This window comes from Desulfosporosinus acidiphilus SJ4, from assembly GCF_000255115.2.
GTDB classification, from domain to species: domain Bacteria; phylum Bacillota; class Desulfitobacteriia; order Desulfitobacteriales; family Desulfitobacteriaceae; genus Desulfosporosinus; species Desulfosporosinus acidiphilus.
On record NC_018068.1, the window covers coordinates 331,203 to 348,546 of the forward strand.

17 protein-coding genes are annotated in these 17,344 nt (G+C 40.3%); 12 read left to right on the forward strand and 5 right to left on the reverse strand.

Translation table 11 applies throughout. The annotated features are described in order from the left end of the window. Positions 1-103: 103 nt before the first annotated feature. The gene (nuoB, locus tag DESACI_RS01605) at positions 104-904 is read left to right on the forward strand and encodes an NADH-quinone oxidoreductase subunit NuoB (RefSeq protein WP_014825413.1); all 801 of its coding nucleotides are present in this window, start codon (positions 104-106) and stop codon (positions 902-904) included. A 193-nt stretch (positions 905-1,097) separates the two neighbouring features. Here the strand turns inward: nuoB and DESACI_RS01610 are convergent, their stop codons facing one another. Then, positions 1,098-1,946: a hypothetical protein gene (locus DESACI_RS01610; RefSeq protein WP_014825414.1), complete on the reverse strand. Its 849-nt coding sequence runs from the start codon at positions 1,944-1,946 to the stop codon at positions 1,098-1,100. Positions 1,947-2,019: 73 nt separating this feature from the next. Next, a complete protein-coding gene (locus DESACI_RS01615) occupies positions 2,020-2,946 on the reverse strand; it encodes a DMT family transporter (RefSeq protein ID WP_014825415.1) in 927 nt (308 codons plus the stop codon). Positions 2,947-3,254: 308 nt separating this feature from the next. Here DESACI_RS01615 and DESACI_RS01620 point away from each other — a divergent pair, with 308 nt between their 5' ends. From DESACI_RS01620 to DESACI_RS01630, 3 genes are all read left to right on the forward strand, one after another. Then, the gene (locus DESACI_RS01620) at positions 3,255-3,908 is read left to right on the forward strand and encodes a flavodoxin family protein (protein WP_041276203.1); all 654 of its coding nucleotides are present in this window, start codon (positions 3,255-3,257) and stop codon (positions 3,906-3,908) included. A 205-nt stretch (positions 3,909-4,113) separates the two neighbouring features. Then, positions 4,114-4,503 (forward strand): HIT family protein, encoded by a 390-nt coding sequence (locus DESACI_RS01625; RefSeq protein ID WP_014825417.1) that lies wholly within the window; start codon positions 4,114-4,116, stop codon positions 4,501-4,503. A 102-nt stretch (positions 4,504-4,605) separates the two neighbouring features. Then, positions 4,606-5,523 carry a ketopantoate reductase family protein gene (locus tag DESACI_RS01630; protein ID WP_014825418.1) on the forward strand — a complete coding sequence of 306 codons (918 nt, stop codon included), beginning with the start codon at positions 4,606-4,608 and terminating at the stop codon, positions 5,521-5,523. A gap of 172 nt (positions 5,524-5,695) precedes the next feature. On the opposite strand, the gene DESACI_RS01635 is transcribed toward DESACI_RS01630, so the two are convergent. Beyond that, complete coding sequence (locus tag DESACI_RS01635; protein WP_014825419.1) at positions 5,696-5,968, reverse strand: hypothetical protein; 273 nt, start codon at positions 5,966-5,968, stop codon at positions 5,696-5,698. 368 nt (positions 5,969-6,336) lie between these two features. On the opposite strand from DESACI_RS01635, the gene DESACI_RS01640 reads away from it, so the two are divergent. From DESACI_RS01640 to DESACI_RS01650, 3 genes are all read left to right on the forward strand, one after another. Then, positions 6,337-6,864, forward strand: a complete 528-nt coding sequence (locus DESACI_RS01640) for a YehS family protein (protein WP_014825420.1) — start codon at positions 6,337-6,339, stop codon at positions 6,862-6,864. 615 nt (positions 6,865-7,479) lie between these two features. After that, entirely contained in the window at positions 7,480-7,920 is a 441-nt protein-coding gene (locus DESACI_RS01645) for a MarR family winged helix-turn-helix transcriptional regulator (RefSeq protein WP_014825421.1), read from the forward strand. Then, on the forward strand, positions 7,921-9,138 hold the full coding sequence (locus tag DESACI_RS01650) for an MFS transporter (RefSeq protein ID WP_014825422.1): 1,218 nt from the start codon (positions 7,921-7,923) through the stop codon (positions 9,136-9,138). Here the strand turns inward: DESACI_RS01650 and DESACI_RS01655 are convergent. Both DESACI_RS01655 and DESACI_RS01660 read right to left on the reverse strand, forming a co-directional pair. Further along, positions 9,118-9,702 carry an SdpI family protein gene (locus DESACI_RS01655; protein ID WP_014825423.1) on the reverse strand — a complete coding sequence of 195 codons (585 nt, stop codon included), beginning with the start codon at positions 9,700-9,702 and terminating at the stop codon, positions 9,118-9,120. The two genes, DESACI_RS01650 and DESACI_RS01655, sit on opposite strands and share 21 nt — an antisense overlap. After that, on the reverse strand, positions 9,686-9,967 hold the full coding sequence (locus tag DESACI_RS01660; protein ID WP_014825424.1) for an autorepressor SdpR family transcription factor: 282 nt from the start codon (positions 9,965-9,967) through the stop codon (positions 9,686-9,688). Before DESACI_RS01660 ends, DESACI_RS01655 begins: the two co-directional genes overlap by 17 nt. A gap of 303 nt (positions 9,968-10,270) precedes the next feature. Between DESACI_RS01660 and DESACI_RS01665 the strand changes: the two genes are divergently transcribed. The 5 genes from DESACI_RS01665 (at position 10,271) to DESACI_RS01695 (ending at position 17,336) form a co-directional block, all read left to right on the forward strand. Continuing rightward, positions 10,271-10,735 carry a hypothetical protein gene (locus tag DESACI_RS01665; protein ID WP_014825425.1) on the forward strand — a complete coding sequence of 155 codons (465 nt, stop codon included), beginning with the start codon at positions 10,271-10,273 and terminating at the stop codon, positions 10,733-10,735. Between the two features lie 394 nt (positions 10,736-11,129). Beyond that, positions 11,130-13,376, forward strand: a complete 2,247-nt coding sequence (locus DESACI_RS22930; RefSeq protein ID WP_014825426.1) for a sensor domain-containing protein — start codon at positions 11,130-11,132, stop codon at positions 13,374-13,376. A gap of 262 nt (positions 13,377-13,638) precedes the next feature. Further along, a complete protein-coding gene (locus DESACI_RS01675) occupies positions 13,639-14,037 on the forward strand; it encodes a rhodanese-like domain-containing protein (RefSeq protein WP_014825427.1) in 399 nt (132 codons plus the stop codon). A 1,247-nt stretch (positions 14,038-15,284) separates the two neighbouring features. After that, positions 15,285-15,863 carry a MarR family winged helix-turn-helix transcriptional regulator gene (locus tag DESACI_RS01690; protein WP_014825428.1) on the forward strand — a complete coding sequence of 193 codons (579 nt, stop codon included), beginning with the start codon at positions 15,285-15,287 and terminating at the stop codon, positions 15,861-15,863. Between the two features lie 105 nt (positions 15,864-15,968). Continuing rightward, positions 15,969-17,336, forward strand: coding sequence for an MATE family efflux transporter (locus DESACI_RS01695; protein WP_014825429.1), 1,368 nt, complete (start codon positions 15,969-15,971; stop codon positions 17,334-17,336). The last annotated feature ends 8 nt before the right edge of the window (positions 17,337-17,344 follow it).

Sequence of the window (17,344 nt, forward strand, 5' to 3'; positions counted from 1 at the left end):
TGGTAATTATACGGGCGTTAGCCGGTATGTCCCAAGAAGCCCCCGCCTCTGAGCGCGAGCGAAGGTGGTGGGAGTATGTCACGACTAAGCAAGGAAGATGGATATGTTTAATACTTTGAAAAAGATTATCAAATATCCAAGGTTGACGCAGGATTATCCAAATATAAAAGATAGTACCTCCGCTTCGTTTCTGGGTCAAACGGTGATAGACCCGGGTAAATGCACGTTCTGCGGGGAATGTGCCTTGCATTGCCCTTCTCAAGCTATTATTTTTGATAAAAGCGCCCGCGCCATTGGTATTGATTACGCGAAGTGTATCTTTTGCGTTCTGTGCGAGGAGATATGCCCGGTGAGTGCTGTGCAAACGACCAACAATTTTGAGCTTGCCGAAAGCGATAAGGTAAAGTTAAATCCTCATGACAAGAAAACTACTATAATTAATGAAGATAATTTGCCAGATACCTCTTACGAAACTATTTGCAGGGATTTACAAGCTAATATTAAGAAGATTTTTGGCCGAAGTCTCCAAATCAGGGAGGTCGATGCCGGGTCCTGTAATGGTTGTGACTACGAAATTAATGCCTTGAACAACCCTTTTAACGACCTGGAAAGACTCGGGATTAGTTTTGTTGCCTCTCCGCGGCATGCCGACATGTTGTTGGTAACAGGAACCGGGACTCGAAATATGCAGCAGGCTCTCATAAAAACCTATCAAGCGACGCCGGATCCCAAGCTTGTTGTCGCCGTTGGTGCCTGCGCCTGCAGCGGAGGAATATTCAGAGATACCTATGCCACAAACAATGGCATTGATTCGTTGGTTCCCGTGGACGTCTATATTCCCGGATGTCCGCCAAGACCTCAGGCAATAATTTATGGAATCCTGAAGGCTATTGACAGAGTTTAGTGAACCAGTCCGGCTATAGCTGTACATCGGGACTTCAACGATAGTCTCCAGTGGAGAGTATCGTCAAAGCCTCCTGTAGCCAAAAAAGAATGCTTAAATTCCCGCACTATTGAACAGGGTGCGGGAATTTTTATGGCCTTTTAATTAGTTAACTGAAGTTTCGTGCTTTGGGTCAGCAACTTTTTGACATTTCTCAGAACATAGAAGGAGCATTTTGTTGAGTAGTTTTTCTTGGGATTTGATAAACGATAAAACCTATTGCCAGGCTGAAGAAGGAAAAGATTAAAGCCAATTCTGAAAGAGTGACAATATAAGCGGTATAATGAGTTATTTTCGTGATATAACCATACGTATTAATATTTAGTAAACTTCCAATGGTTGAGAGACTGAAGAGGACAAAGAAGAGGGCAATCAGTCCCTGAGCTGCTCCCTCAATGTCTGCCCAGCTTAAGGCTATATGGGACGAAACACAGATAGCGATTACGAGAAAAATCCAGAAGTTTAAGCTTAATAAATTGCTTAAGGTAAAGATGGTTCTGAATAAAAGAGCACTGCTGTTGAAAAACTCCCTAATCGAGGTTAAGTCGGCTGGCTTTGAGAGCACTTGTGTTTTTAAATATAATTCGTAGACACTAAATGATTTCGGCAAGAAAAAGTGCAGGCAGAGAAACAGAACGCCAATACCTGTGATTAGAGGTGCCATGCCAATGAAGAGATTTCCTACGGACTGATAAATACTCTTTCTATTGTAAGAGTGAGAGACATAGCCCAGGGTACCATTTGAACGATTAAGTGTCAGTAATTTTATATCGGTTATTTTATGACCAAAAATCAGACACATAAAGGCATGCCCCAGCTCGTGAACCGGAGTTCCAAGCCAAGCCGTCGCTAAAATTCCCTTATAACCAAAGGCTTTAAAGAAATACATGTTAGACTTGCGTTCTATGAAGCCTAGTATTAATCCAATAACAAATAACGGTCCTACAAGGCTGATTAATTCAAAGAGGCTGGTCTTAAGAGCACCCAATAATAGTTGTTCCATTTTTAATTCTCTCAGTTTCGTTTTATTTGGATGTATTTTACCTTTGTTTAGGATGTTTCAGTCCATAATTCCCTTAGGCAGCGCTGTTGGCTTTTTCGGTATAGTTTCTTTTTGCTTCCGGCCGTGTCGTTAGATATACACCAGAAATGACGATGGCGGCCCCGATAAGTTTAATGAGTGTGATTGATTCTCCAAGGATAGTCACGGACTGAATAATCGTAAAGATCGGGACCAAATTAATAAAAACAGCGGTTCGGGGAGCCCCAATCCGTTGAATAGCAACCATCTGAATAAGATAACCCAAGACAGAGGCAAATACGCTCATATAAAGAATTGAGAGCCATCCCTTAACCGACGCTGAAAATAAATAGCTCGATGGGTTCTCCCATAAAAGGAAAGGGACGGAGATGATAACGCAGATCAAGAAGGTATAAGCAGTTACCATCAGAGGGGAGAGGTGATATTGCTTCATATAACGGCGGCTAAGCAGGGAATAAACAGCGAAACAGCAAACGGCAGCCAGCATAATGAGGTCCCCTTTATTAAAACGAAATTGGGAAATAAGCTGAAGATCACCATTGGTAATAACAAGGAAAACGCCGCTAAACGATAAAATAAAGCCAAATGTCCTCGTAGGAGTCAATTTTTCGCCAAAGAACAATACTGCCAGAAGTGCAGTAACCATAGGATTCATAGCCCCGATAAGCGAGGAATTAATGGCCGTGGTATATTTTAAGGAAGTAAAGAATAATGAGTGATAGCAAAATGTTCCGATAAAGCCGAGAACAATAAGGGGGACCCATTGTTTACCGCGGGGGATAAGGTTACCCGGTTCTCGGAAATACAGTATTCCGAAAATAAATGGCAGAGCGAAGAGGAAGCGAAAGAAAGTAAGGGCAAAAGGAGGAAATGCTCCTACTGCAATTTTACCGGTAATAAAAGCGCCGGACCAAAATATAGACGTCATGACCATTAAAAGGTGAATCTTTTTATCGGACAATTCCAGCTCGCTCCTCTCCAGAGATATTCATTCGCTAGACATATCAAACCAATTATAGACGAAATCCCAAAATTATCAAAGAAATTTAGATCAGAGAATGTTCATAGTATCCTTAATCTAAGCTTTAAATGCTGCTGCGTTTTTCATTAAATAATAGACCATTTCCAGATCAAAATTCATAAATTCTTATTCAATCTGAGGCCGAGAATTAAAAGTTTAGGCTGCCGTTTGCCAACTTGTAAATTAATTTTTTAAGAGTATAATGCTACTCATTAAATAGAGTAATTTAGTAGGAGATGATTATGACCTTGAACGTAATTGCTATTAATGGAAGTCCGAGGAAAACTTGGAATACTGCTACGCTGTTGCAAAGAGCTCTGGAGGGTGCTGAATCTGTCGGAGCTCAAACGGAAATTATACATTTAGCTGACTTGAATTTTAAAGGATGCATTAGCTGCTTCGCTTGTAAGCGGAAAGGTTCTTTGAATGCCGGACATTGTGCCGTACGGGATGATTTAACCAATGTTTTGGAGAAAGTCTTAGTGGCCGACGTCCTCCTCATTGGTTCACCTATCTATTTTGGAAATGTTACCGCCGGGGTACGGGGTTTTCTGGAACGGTTGTTATTTTCTAACCTATCCTATAATGAACGCCATGAATCTGTTTTTCAAGGCAAGCTATCATCGGGTTTCATATATACTATGAATGTTCCGGAGGATTTTTTGAAACACGTTAACTACGAAGAAAATGTGTTTCAGAATTATAAAAACATGCTGCAGCGGCTGGGAGGGCCCTCCGAATTTGTAATTTCCACGGATACCTACCAATTTGACGATTACTCCAAATATGAGGCATCCATGTTTGATGTAAACCACAAGGCTAAAGTGAAAGCCGAGCGATTTCCGATCGATTGTCAGAAGGCCTTTGATATGGGAGCTAAATTAGCGAGCAGCTCAATCTAAAAAATCTAGTCTGTAAAACATATAAAACTTGAAAAACAAATGGGGCACCGATATGGTGTACCCATTTGTTTTAATGAAAACTTGCAAATAAAGGAAGGGAACTAAAGAATATCTGGCGAAAATGAATAAATGACACTCGGCCGTCGTTGGTCATTGACGGCTATGCCAAGGAAGGGTGTTTACACAAGAAGCAAGGGGAAGCAAAATGACAGATTGCATGTTTTGTACGTTTTCGGAAAAAGACATTTTAGCCCAGAACGAACTAGCCTGTGCTATTTTCGATAAGTTTCCGGTCAATGAAGGGCATGTTCTGATAGTTCCCAAAAGGCATAGTGCAAGTCTTTTTGAATTGACTGAGGATGAAGTGATAGGCATCTGGGAGCTGGCTGAGGAAGTGAAAGAAATTTTGGAGGATCGCTTCCATCCCGATGGCTATAATATTGGTGTTAATGTCGGGGCAGCCGCCGGGCAGACCATTTTTCACATGCATGTTCATGTGATACCCCGCTATAACGGAGACGTTTCGGACCCTCGCGGCGGGATTCGGAAAATTAAAAAGAGTTTAGTACCCTATGTTATGGAAGGGGAAGAGTAAACCAGCCTTGGTCAGCGACACTTTAATATCCGTCTGAGTTATGGGACAATTGCAGATATACACAATAAGCAAGAAGTAATAAACAAGAAAGGTTAATGTGTTATGGAGATAAAAAAGGTATCAATTATTGGTTTGGGAGCCTTAGGGATTTTATTTGCTCATCATTTGAGCGAGAGAATGCCCAAAGGAGATTTGCGAATTATCGCTGATGAAGAAAGAATCCGAAGATATAAACGTGACGGCGTTTATTGTAATGGTCAACGCTGTGAATTTAATTATCTGAACCCGGAAGATAAAGAAGACCCAGCAGATCTGCTTATTTTTGCAGTAAAGTACAATGGACTAAATAAGGCTATCCAGGCTGCCAAGAATCAAGTAGGGGAGCAGACAATCATTTTATCGGCGCTCAACGGGATTACCAGTGAAAGGATTATTGGGCAGACCTATGGCATGGATAAGATTCTTTACTGTGTAGCCCAGGGCATGGATGCTGTTAAAGAAGGGAACCGATTAACCTATGAGCATATGGGAATGCTGGTCTTTGGGGAACAAGAACCGGGGGTTATTTCCCAGCGAGTCAAACGAGTTGCTCAATTTCTTGAAAGTATGGCCGTACCTTTTGAAGCAGTAACGGATATGAACCGGCGTATGTGGGGCAAATTTATGCTCAATGTGGGCGTGAACCAAACAGTTGCGGTTTATGAGAACAATTACGGTGGGATTCAAAAAGAAGGCTCAGCGAGAGAAACAATGATTGCCGCTATGAGGGAAGTCATGGTTCTTTCCGAAAAGGAAGGTATTTATTTGACGGAGACGGATTTAACCTATTGGCTGAATCTCTTAGATACATTAAATCCAAAAGGCAAACCTTCTATGCGTCAGGACATGGAAGCCCGGCGTTTCAGCGAGGTGGAGTTATTTTCAGGGGCAGTTTTGGAGTTGGGAAAAAAATACGGTGTAGCGACACCAGTTAATCAAGAACTATATCGGCGGATAAAAGAGATTGAAGCTCAATATTGATTAAAAAAATGTGTGAGTATACTGCTCTCAAGGCTGCCCGTAGATTTTCAGAAAGTCACTGGCATAGTGAACGTATAAGGCAGAATTTCAGAAAAGACGAAAGCGTTCTCATTCCATTTTATTGTGAAAGGAGAACGCTTCTTGATTGTTGATATCCTAAGGAATTTGGAATCTACAGATTAACTACGTCAGTTCGAAGCGAGTTTTGGCAGTTTCGCTGAATAATATGGTTCACTACTTTGGCAATGGTGGCCGGTGAATTAGTCAGCTTGACAACTCTGAACTCCCTGGAGCTTTCTCCGTATAAATCTCCTAGAATATCAAGGGCTGTTCCTTTTATTGCACTGAATTTTACATTATCGCTGGTACCGCACAGTTCAGGTACCCAAAGTCGATCAATTTCAAGAGATAGCTGAGATAGTTCTTTACAGGAATGCAGAATCATATAATCCTCCTTATTATAATCAATGTATTAGAGTGTCCTCGTCCTCTAGCATAAGTGCAACTAGGCAACCGCCTGCACCAGCTGAGTTTTCTTTACTTCATTTTATCGAAATAATGTTAATTCTAAAGATATTTGCTGTAAAATATTTGTAAAAGAATTAAGTCACACACGATCCTAAGATATGTATCGAGATACCTTCTCGTGATTATTTTCTTCAGGAACATCAAAATATTTCGCAGGATTTGTTAGGAGCATGTTTTTGAACCCTCCCAACTCTGGTCATATTATCAGGGTTAGTTATCTAGCTCTGCCGCATTAAGATATTCATGATATAATGGATAGCTGAGAACGATTTAGGAGGCTTATGAATGGATAATAATGACATACTCATTAGAATAAGGTATGCACTGAACATAAGAAATACCGAAATGGTTGAGATATTTAAGCTTGGTGGCCTTGAACTAACCGAAGAAATGGTTAGAAAGCTGCTTATTAAATCAAAGAACCCTTACCGTCAGAATGATAAGGTTGACGATCAGGGCGCAACAGAAGATATGGAAGAAAGAATAACATGCAAGAACAGCATGTTAGAGTCATTTTTAAATGGTTTGATAACTTATAAAAGAGGGAAGCAAGATGCCAAACCTGAGTCATCTGAAAAACCGGTATTAAAGAACAATGAAAACCCTAATAATATGTTGCTTAAGAAATTGAAAATAGCGTTGTCCCTGACAAGCGACGATATAATAAATATTCTCGCGGAAACAGGGGTCAATGTTACGAAAGGTGAAATAAGCGCTCTGTTAAGAAGCGAAGGGCATAAGAATTATAAAGAGTGCGGTGATAAATACGCTCGAAATTTCTTAAAAGGATTAACTAATAAATATAGAGGGTAGATTAGCAGCGAGTTCCCCGAAAAACAATGAGAAATTACCATGGAGGGCTTTGAGTCTTGTGTGGTGCATGGCAGGGTGGGCACCGAAGGTGGCCTTTTCTAGTACTATCAGAAAGTATAACCTTTGGTTGTATACTGCAAGAAGAGCTAATTCGTGCGAAGACAGTGTCTTCGTCTTCAAGCATAAGTGCAACTAACCTGCCGCTTTCGCCGGAGGCTTAGCGTCCGCTAAGTTTTCTTTACTTGACAGCGCTAGGCGTGGGTAGTTGAGATGGCCAAAGGTCTTTCTTTGAGAGAAATAGGGAGCGAAAAAGTGAGTTACGGGTTTGAGAGAGCGATTGTCTTTTTATAGTGACAGAGTGTGTGAGGGAACATATGGCCAGATTGTCATTCCATTGGACGATCTGGTCCTTTTCATTTTTTTGGATTATTTTACGGAACGTAGAAGAAGTGAATACCTTCGCGGCAAGGGGCAAAAGTTACGCGCTTATCATCGGTGCTACTCCTATATTAAAGACTAAGTCAAATTTGTATATGTAATTGACATTAATTATTCAACTAAAATATAATTAGCATAACAATAATTGTTTGGACAAGTAAATGGGAGGGCATATTAATGTCTTATGATGAATCTATCGGCCAACTGACAAATCAAACTAATAAATTAATAATGCGTTATTTAAACTCAAAACTTGAATTACATGATATTACTCTTGAGCAGTGGATTGTATTATTGAAACTATCACAGAAAGATAAAATCACACAGAAGCAGTTAGCAGTAAACGTCGATAAGGATCAACCTACTTTGGCAAGGATATTGGATATCTTAGAAAGGAAAAAACTTGTTGAAAGAAAACCTAATGAAAAGGATAGAAGGGCATTTTGTGTACAAATAACTGAGAAGGGAATAAACCTAAAGAAACAAGTAACACCTCTTCTTGAAAATATGTTTGAGACAATAGTCGCGGGAATCTCAGATGAGGAAATAGAAATTTATAAACGTGTTCTCTTAAAAATTAACGGAAATATAACTATTCAGGAGAAGGTGGAGAAATAATTGAAAAGATTAAATTTGAATTCTTCGAATAGACTTTGGACGAAGAGTTATATACTTATTTTAATTATAAATTTATTTGTTTATATAGCTTTTTATTTATTGGTACCGACTTTACCTGCATTTGCAAAACAGATCGGTGGGAGTAATATTCAAGCAAGTCTTGTTGTCAGCGGATTCTCTATATCTTCACTTATATGTAGGGCAGTTACGGGACACGTAGCCGATAAAATTGATAGGAAGCCACTTTTATTAATTGGTCTTTTAATTTTAGCTTTATGCACTCTTTCTTATATGTTCCTTCCAATATCAGCAGTTATAGTAGTACGTATTCTTCAAGGCGTGGGTTGGGGGATGTCATCTACAGCTATTGCTGCCGTAGTTTCGGAAATGGTTCCCAGTAAACTTAGAGGTGAGGGAATGGGATATTACTCACTATCTATGATAATTTCGATGTCTTTAGCGCCAATTATAGCAATTATAGTTATGAATAGATATAAGTTCAATGTTGTAGCTGCGGTTTCAATAATTTTCGTTGGTATAGCGATACTATTGTTACAATTAGTGGTAATTCCTCAAAATAAGGCACAAAGGTTAGGTGCTAAAAAAGAAAAAATCATTGTATTAAGAGATTTAATCGAAAAGAGAGCGTTGTTCCCGTCGTTTCTTTGTTTTTTATTAGTAATTCCTTTGTGTGGAATTATGAGCTATATAATGTTATTTGGTCGAGAAATAAAGCTATTCAATATATGGGTATATTTTATTGGACACGTTTCAATGATTTTAGTGACAAGATCTTTTGTGGGAAAGTTATTTGATAAGAAAGGTCATGCCGTAGTAATTATACCTGGAGCAATATCAATGATCATTGGACTTATGATACTCTCCTACGTACATTCGGTTGCTTCTCTGGTCATTGCTTCACTATTTTATGGATTTGGATATGGTGCGGTTCAGCCATCATTACAGGCTTGGGCGGTAAGTAGGTCACCTGCCGAACGTATAGGTGCAGCCAATGGAACATTCCTATCGTCTATGGACTTAAGCTTTACAATTGGTTCAATAATATTAAGCCTAATTGCAGATATTAAGAGTTATGCTATAATGTATCGATTTTCTGACATCTTTATGGTTATTTTCATGTTGGTATACGGTTTTGTACTATTGAAGGAAAAGAAAAGTAATATCTGTAACGAAGACTTACTTGAAAATGTAAGCTAAATCATAAATAAGATAGTCCTCAGACGAACCATCTCCGAGGGGATAGACTTCAAGTTCCGGAGTACCGGCGTGCTCAAAATCTATCCCAATGCCCAACAAAGGTTGATTGGGATCTACGGAACAAATTTTGGCGACGATTCCATTCTCTTTACATTCACTCCAAAATTGGGGGATACGGGGTAACATATTGGCTATAAGCATAAACATAATGCCAATTACGGTTGGAACTAATCGCATCGATGCGATGTTTAAGGCATGACCGATCACAGTTAGATACACCAAGCTAATACATACGACAATGACGCCGCCGATATATCGATAGGTTGGCCAAAAGGTTTCGTAGTTCTTTTTCTTTGGGTCAATTCTCCACAGTACGTGCCATAAGAGAATGATGAAGAGCATGATTGCCGGTTCATACAAAACAATTAGTAAACGCGGGGTCATTCGGTTCGCTTTGCCAATAACCTGTGCAGGGAGATGAGAGTAAGCTATAAGTCCAAGTATTATTGCTAAAACCCATGTAAGCCAACCCCACCAAGGCATTGCTTTATTCGTTTTCATCATTATTTCCACCTCCGAAGTGTTCTAGAAGCCATCCAAGCCATTCTTGCAAAATCGTTGCGTTAAGTCTGTAAATAATAAAGTTTCCTTCCTTCTGATCGATAATTAAATTTGCATTTTTGAGCACATTCAAATGACGACTAATTGTGGGCTGAGCATACGGAAATTGGTTTGCAATGTCACCGGCCGTTTTTGGTCCTTCCTTCAAGAGTTCGATGATTTTTCTCCGTGTTGAGTCGGACATGGCCTTAAAGATGCCCTCATTCATTTGATTTCACCTGCCAATAAAACGTTTCCTAAATGTAGTTTGAGTATATAGCTAAATAGCTAATAAGTAAATAACAATACATAAGTAAAATAAAGGTAATTAATTAGGAAATGGTTTTAACTTTCCTTTATCATGGTGTCTAAAGAGGTAAATGCCATAGCTTTGAATGGATCTGTTTTTGCGATTCTGGTTCTTGATAATATTTTCCGGGTTTGGATTGATTAGAAGGTAAACTATAGGAGAAATAGAATAGGATACAGATGGTAAATCTTTTTTCGGGGAACAAGGGGGGAGTGATTTTCTATGAGAAATAAACAAAGATTATTCTGGCAAATGGGTATCGCATTAATTCTTGTCATTTTGGGATTAGGTCTGTACGTCGGCTTTAATTTTCCGCCAAAATTTGATGACAAGGTAGTATCAGTATCTCTAATGAAACAAGAATTAACTCCGGACGGGATCAATTACACTTTGAAGGTGGAAAACAATAGCAGTTATACATTAAAGGATAACACTCTTTATTTCACAGCAAGGAGATATATGATGCCAGTGAAAGCTAAAGCTACTCAGGGTAACAATACAAACATTAAACCAGGAGGAACTGTGACTTTCATGGTATACGTACCTAAAAAACAATTCCAAGACTTACAGTCATCACAAACCATTACATCTGTGGTTATGTTAAAAGGGTATGTAAGTTGGTGGTTTTGGAAAGTTCCGTTTAACAAAGGTGGCGGAATAGATATAAATCATCCTACATTAGCTTAGTTTAAAAAATATTAAGCAACGGTACAGCCCCTAATACCGAAAATGGCATTAGGGGCTGTTTCACCAGATAATCCTACCAATACCAAGGGCGGCAATAACATGGATAACAACATCTGCAGCCAAAGATTCTGTTACCCCAACACCAAGGATACATAACCGCCATCTCCTTTCATCTGAGATGACAGAAGATAAGATATCCTAGAATAATTTACGTAATACGTCCGAGCATTGTGACAAAAATTAATGATTAATCCGCTTTTTGATGTGCCATCATACTAAAGGATTTTAGCGAAATATGTCGAATTCATTGACTATAAAAAATTGTAAGATCACATGAAATCGTTGTGAACTGAAGCAGGGTTATCCCTTTTAACATACTTTGAGGGGGGGTTCAATGAAAAAAATAGTCAGCCGTCCTTCTTTTGCTGGTATTTTTATGATGGTTTCTCTCATAATAAGTCTCGGAATTATTGTTTACACGATCTATCTCAATGAAAGAATAGAATCTGTTCTCTTACATGTTTTTACGATTTGTATCATGGTCATTAACCTAGGACTTATCTTCTTATATTTTTGGAAACGTCAACACGAAGTCTGCAGACGAAAGAAAGATCAAGATGAACTGGAGCAACAGCAGGCTATTAATCGCCATTGCGAGTACTTAGCTAAGTATGCGAACGATATTATACTCCTTCTTAATGAAGATCTTAGAATTGTTTATGCTAACGAACGAGCGGTTTTAACCTATGGTTATGAATTAGATGAGTTATATCAACTTGATAGTATCGTTGATTTGCGGCCCCCAGAACAGAGAGAGGAAATTAAGCATTTAATACAAGACGAGGGTGCCGATGGAGTCGTCTATAATACGATTCATCAGCGTAAGGATAGATCTACATTTCCCATTGAAGTAAGTTTAAGGTCGATTGTTGTTGAAGGGAAAAAATACTATCAGGCAATCAATAGGGATGTTACGGAGAGAAAAAAGGTTGAAAATGCTTTAAAAGAACAGCTGCATTTTCTTCAGAAGTTGATTAACACCATTCCAAACCCAATATTTTACAAGGGCTCGAATGGCTTATATCGGGGATGCAATACTGCGTTTGAGGAATATCTCGGGCTGCCCAAAGATGAAATAGTGGGCAAGTCTGTCTATGATTTATCTCCCAAAGAACTAGCCGACAAATACGCTGAAATGGACTCGGTGTTATTTAACAAACCGGAGGTGCAAACCTATGAATCTTCCGTAGTGTATGCCGATGGAACATGGCATGACGTTATCTTTAATAAAGCCAGTTACTTAAATTCTGAAGGTGTTATCGCCGGATTAGTTGGGGTTATCATCGACATTACTGAACGGAAACAAATGGAGGAACGGCTGCAATACTTAGCAACCCATGACTCGTTAACCAATATCCCCAACAGGTACTATCTTGAAGAAAACTTGAAACGAGTAGTGGTAAAGGCAAAGCGAGGCATTTATAGTTTTTTGCTTTTTATTGACTTAGATAATTTCAAGTTAGTCAACGATACCTTGGGACACCAAGCAGGGGATAATCTACTCATAACCTTGGTGAATATCTTAAAGTCGCACCTTACCGAAGAGGATTTTCTGGCGCGGCTCGGCGGGGACGAATTTGTCGTTTTGCTGGAGGGAGCGTCGGTTGACAGGGGTACCAAGGTTGCGGAAACGTTGAGGCGTGCCATTGATGAAAACAATTTTGGCCCTCTTTCTCATGATCTATCTTGCAACTTAACGGTCAGCATCGGTGTCGCCAAGATTGACGGCAGCTTAGACTATCAAAAGATCCTTTCCTTAGCTGATACCGCACTTTATTCGGCTAAGGATAAAGGCCGCAATCAAGTTATTTTCATAGACTCCACTTCCAAAATGAGTACACTTCTTACTCAGACAAGTGAAATTGCCACCCTTTTGGTAAAGGCACTTAAGGAAAATATGTTTGTCCTCTATTACCAGCCCGTTTTTACGATGGATGGGAGTATTAGCCATTATGAGGCCTTAATTCGCATTCATTGTCAGGGCCAATTAATTTCCCCGAATGATTTTATTCCGGTTGCCGAGCGCTTTGGTTTAATGCCGCAAATTGATCAATGGGTTGTTAAGGCGGCCCTTGAGACCTTACAACAATACCCTCAGATTAAAATTTTTGTAAATATCTCCGGAATGAGTTTAGAAGATGCTGACTTCCTGGAATACATCGAAACCAGTATCCGCGAGAGTGGTGTCAGCCCTTCTCGAATTGGCTTTGAGATCACTGAAACCAGTGCGGTAAAAGACTTTATTCGAGCGGAACATTGGATAGAATGGCTTAAACGATTAGGATGTCAGTTTGCCCTCGATGATTTCGGCATGGGATTTTCATCCTTTACTTACCTTCGTATGCTTCCGGTCGATTACCTGAAGATTGACGGTTCGTTTGTCCGCAATATGGACAAAGACCCGACGCAGCGAGCCTTGATCGTAGCCATTAACGATGTCGCCCATACTCTGGGGAAGAAGACCGTCGCAGAGTTTGTAGAAAACAAGGAGATTTTCGAAGCTTTAAAAAGTCTTAACGTTGACCTGGTACAAGGATATTACTTAGGTAGACCGGCTTCCTTACCCCAGGATATTGAATGACAGCTCGGCACGAGGATAATTTATTAATGGTGATTTTTTGAATCTAAAATTGCGGTCATGTGTTTCGCTTTTTTGCTAAAAGTTAGTTTAACCTAGATTTTATCGATGCTTTTAGCAAAAGAGAAGCAGTTTATTAAGATTGTGCTGAGATATAGGGATTATTTTCAATTGACAAAATGGATGTTTTGGCCTACAATGCCGATATACCCTTGTGGGGTATATCGGCATCATCATTAAAATTATGAAAAGAAAGGGATAGAGCATGAACCAGACAATAACTATATCCATGATAGTTGGAGTAATAATAATCTGGCTGTACGGCAAGTACGCAGACAAAGACGTCAATAAATTACGGATCGATCCCTCCGAAGCTAAAAAGCGACTGGATACTGAAAAGGATATCATTCTTCTGGATGTCAGGACCGAAAAGGAATATGTTGAGAACCACATTCCTCGAAGTACTTTGATTCCCTTGAACGTGCTGGCCAGAGAGGCCGGCCAAAAACTTCCAAACAAGCAAGCTGCTATTTTTGTCTATTGCAGGAGTGGCAATCGAAGCAAAGCTGCAGTAAAGATGTTATTAAAGCTTGGGTATTCTAATCTTTACAATTTGGGCGGCATAATACGCTGGCCCTATAAGACTGTATCCGGTAAGAAGTAGAACAAGTGCCTTATCTGGCAGCAGACCGCAGCCTCCTGCCAAACGCAGTGCGGCATCAGGCAGGAGAAAACGGTAAATGGCGAGGATGCGGCGTACCTCGTCGTTCTTTAGGGGAGGACGCTTCTCGAACAAGGCTGCGCAGCTCCAGAGCCATGTCAATACGATCCTTCATGGTCAGCATTTCTTGTGCAGAAGCAAACGACCACTTCGGCTTTCTCAGTACCTTGGCATCGCTCGATATCCCGAGTTTCATTCCGGGGTCGAGTGTCCAGATCCGAGAACTCTTGGGATGGCGTTAAACGGCTAACAAAGGAGCGAGCGGCCCGGATCATTATCCTGCAGCTGCCCGCTCCTCTTCCCCTTAATATTCAGTTAGGTCTTGGTCACAGACTTCTCTAAGATATCTTCAATGCGTTCCCGAGTAGAGGGTTGCTTCCGACTAATAAATGCCTGACTTGCATGAATTGATCGTAAGGAACAAATCAGCCGCCTCGCTTATGAGGCGGCCTGAACCCTGGAATAGTCAGGGATGAGTTTCATCTTTTTGTCTGGAAGATTATGCTATAATAGTTATAGAAATAACCGCCCCTGCCAAGGATTGCGGTTATTTCTTGTAACCTCTAATTCGGGCTAACCGTTCGGTTAGACAATCTGCCGGGCTGGCGTGCTTGCTACACGTCAGTCCTTATTAATATTATATCCATAGATTGTAAACTATGCACCCAGCTCACCCGTTTTCCGCTTCGATTTTGGCTCTCACCTCAATTGTAAAAGTTATTTCCACCCCTACCACGCTTTGAGATGGAAGTTAGTCTTACAAATATAAGGTTGAATTTTAGTTCTGCAAATTATTATACTTTTATCTTGGCTCGATCTCTTACTAAAATGGTGGAGATGGGCCTACCTGAGGAAAAAGGCAGCCGATGGACCGTCGGGATTTTTACTGTTTTACTGGGGGCCATAACCTTAGCCATCTTATATGTCTTTTGGAAATGCAAATGGAAAATTAAACAACTACCTTCATTCGAGAAGGTGGTTTATTGAAGTTTTTGTATGCTGCGGCAAGGATCTCGGAAACACTGGGATTAGATTGGGCAGCAAAAAGCTTATTCATATCATAACCGATTTGTCATTTCTCTCAATTATAAGGTACCTTTAAAAAAACGTTGACAAAATACTAAGGTACCTGTAGAATCCAATCATAAGGTACCTTACAAAACACGAAGTCAATAGAAGGAGGGGAATAAATGGTGGAAAATAACTTTGACTTGATTATGCAACTGACGCGGGTTGAATGGCTCCTGCACAGGTACCATCAACAAAACCACATGCATTTTGGTCCAATGGGAGATCCCCGCAGAGGGCAGGGCAGAGTTTTAGCGATTCTTAAGCTGCAGCCGGAAATTAGCCAAAAAGATTTATCCTACCTGCTGGACATGAGACCGCAGTCCTTAGGAGAACTTCTTTCAAAGCTGGAGAAAAACGGCTACATTACTCGCGAACCATCGGAAACCGACCGCCGGGTTATGAATATTAAGCTTACAAAAGAAGGACTTAAAGCAACCGAATCAACCGAGCAGGAATTCAGCTTTGACAAATTATTTAAATGTCTGAGTGAAGAAGAACAAAAGACCATGAGCGGCTTTCTTGACCGTATTATTAAAACACTTGAAACTCAACTTGGGGATGAAGAATCGGAATTTAATTTCGACCCACGCTTACGCGGAGGAAATCCCTTTGATCGACCTTTTCAATTTGGTCCTCGGCCCGGAATGGGATATGGACGACGCCCTGGCTCATACCCGGATAAACCTGAAGAAAAATAATCAGTAGTACAGCAGCGATCTGAAGGCACTGCGGCAACCTCTGGAACAGTGCCTTTATTTTTTTGCGCCAATTTTGAGGTTTACTAGGCAAAGGAGGATTTTGATATGGAAAACATGGGAAAAACGGATCAAGCATCACTCTACTATCTGGAAAAGGCACCCGTTTCCAAAGCAATTATGCACATGGTTATTCCTATGATACTGAGCTTTATTGTTACCATTATCTACAATATTACGGATGCCTTTTTTATTGGAAAACTTGAAAACACAGCGATGATGGCCTCAGTGACTCTGGCCTTGGCATTTTCATGCATCTTAATGGCCCTGGGCCACCTGTTCGGAGTGGGCGCGGGAACTTATGTATCAAGAATTTTAGGTGAAGAAAATCCAGAAATGGCCAAAAGAGTTTGTTCCATAAACTTTTGGTCATCAATAATCACTGGGATTATCTTTATGGCATTGTGTCTGCCGTTGCTATCGCCCCTCTTGCAGCTTTTGGGAGCAAAGGGTGATACCTTGCTCTACACAAGAAATTATATTCTGGTGTTTGTGATTGGCTCTCCGTTTGTTATTGCTAATCTTTCGCTGGAGGAAATGGTCCGAGCGGAGGGGGCATCCACTGCCTCGATGATTGGCTTGATATCCGGTGTCGTCATTAATATCATACTCGACCCCATTTTCATCTTTCTTCTTCATCTGGATATTACGGGGGCCGCCCTTGCTTCTGTGCTTGGTAATGTAGTCTCTGTAGTATGGTTCATCTATTATCTGCAGCGAAAAAGTACCGTTCAGAGTGTATCAATTAAGGATTTTAAGCCAAGTAAAGAGATCTATAAAACTATTATTAAGGTTGGGATTTCAGCATTTTTGCTGGATGGTTTTATGGTAATTACCACCTTGCTTTTTAATCATTATTCCATCCTCTATGGCAATAGTGTTGTTGCCGGGTTAGGTATTTCTCAAAGAGTTATTCAAATTATTGACTTTGTGGGAATGGGTTTTTCATTGGGAGCCGTACCGCTGATTGCCTATTCTTATTCAGCAAAGAATCAGGAGCGACTAAGGCAAATTATCAAAACAACCCTATTCTACATGATGGGTATTACTTTGGGGTTGTCAGTCATCCTGTTCGGACTCAGGTCACAAGTCATTGGCATCTTTAGTATTGATCCTGAGGTTATAGCTGTCGGCCAAAAAATTCTTATTGCCCAGCTTTGCTCCACCGTATTTGCCGGCCTATCTGCATTTTTTACAGGTATCTTTCAAGCGTTTGGCACAGGTGTACAATCCACTGTTATATCCTCTCTGAGGGGTATTGTATTTATTCCCATTTTGATTTTCGGAAATTTGTTCTTTGCTGTCAATGGCGTTATTTGGGCTAATACAAATTCAGAAGGACTCACCTGTTTAGTAGGACTTATCCTGTTTCTGGGAACCTGGAGAAAAATTAATCCCGCGTACCATAAAGCATAGTCTACAAT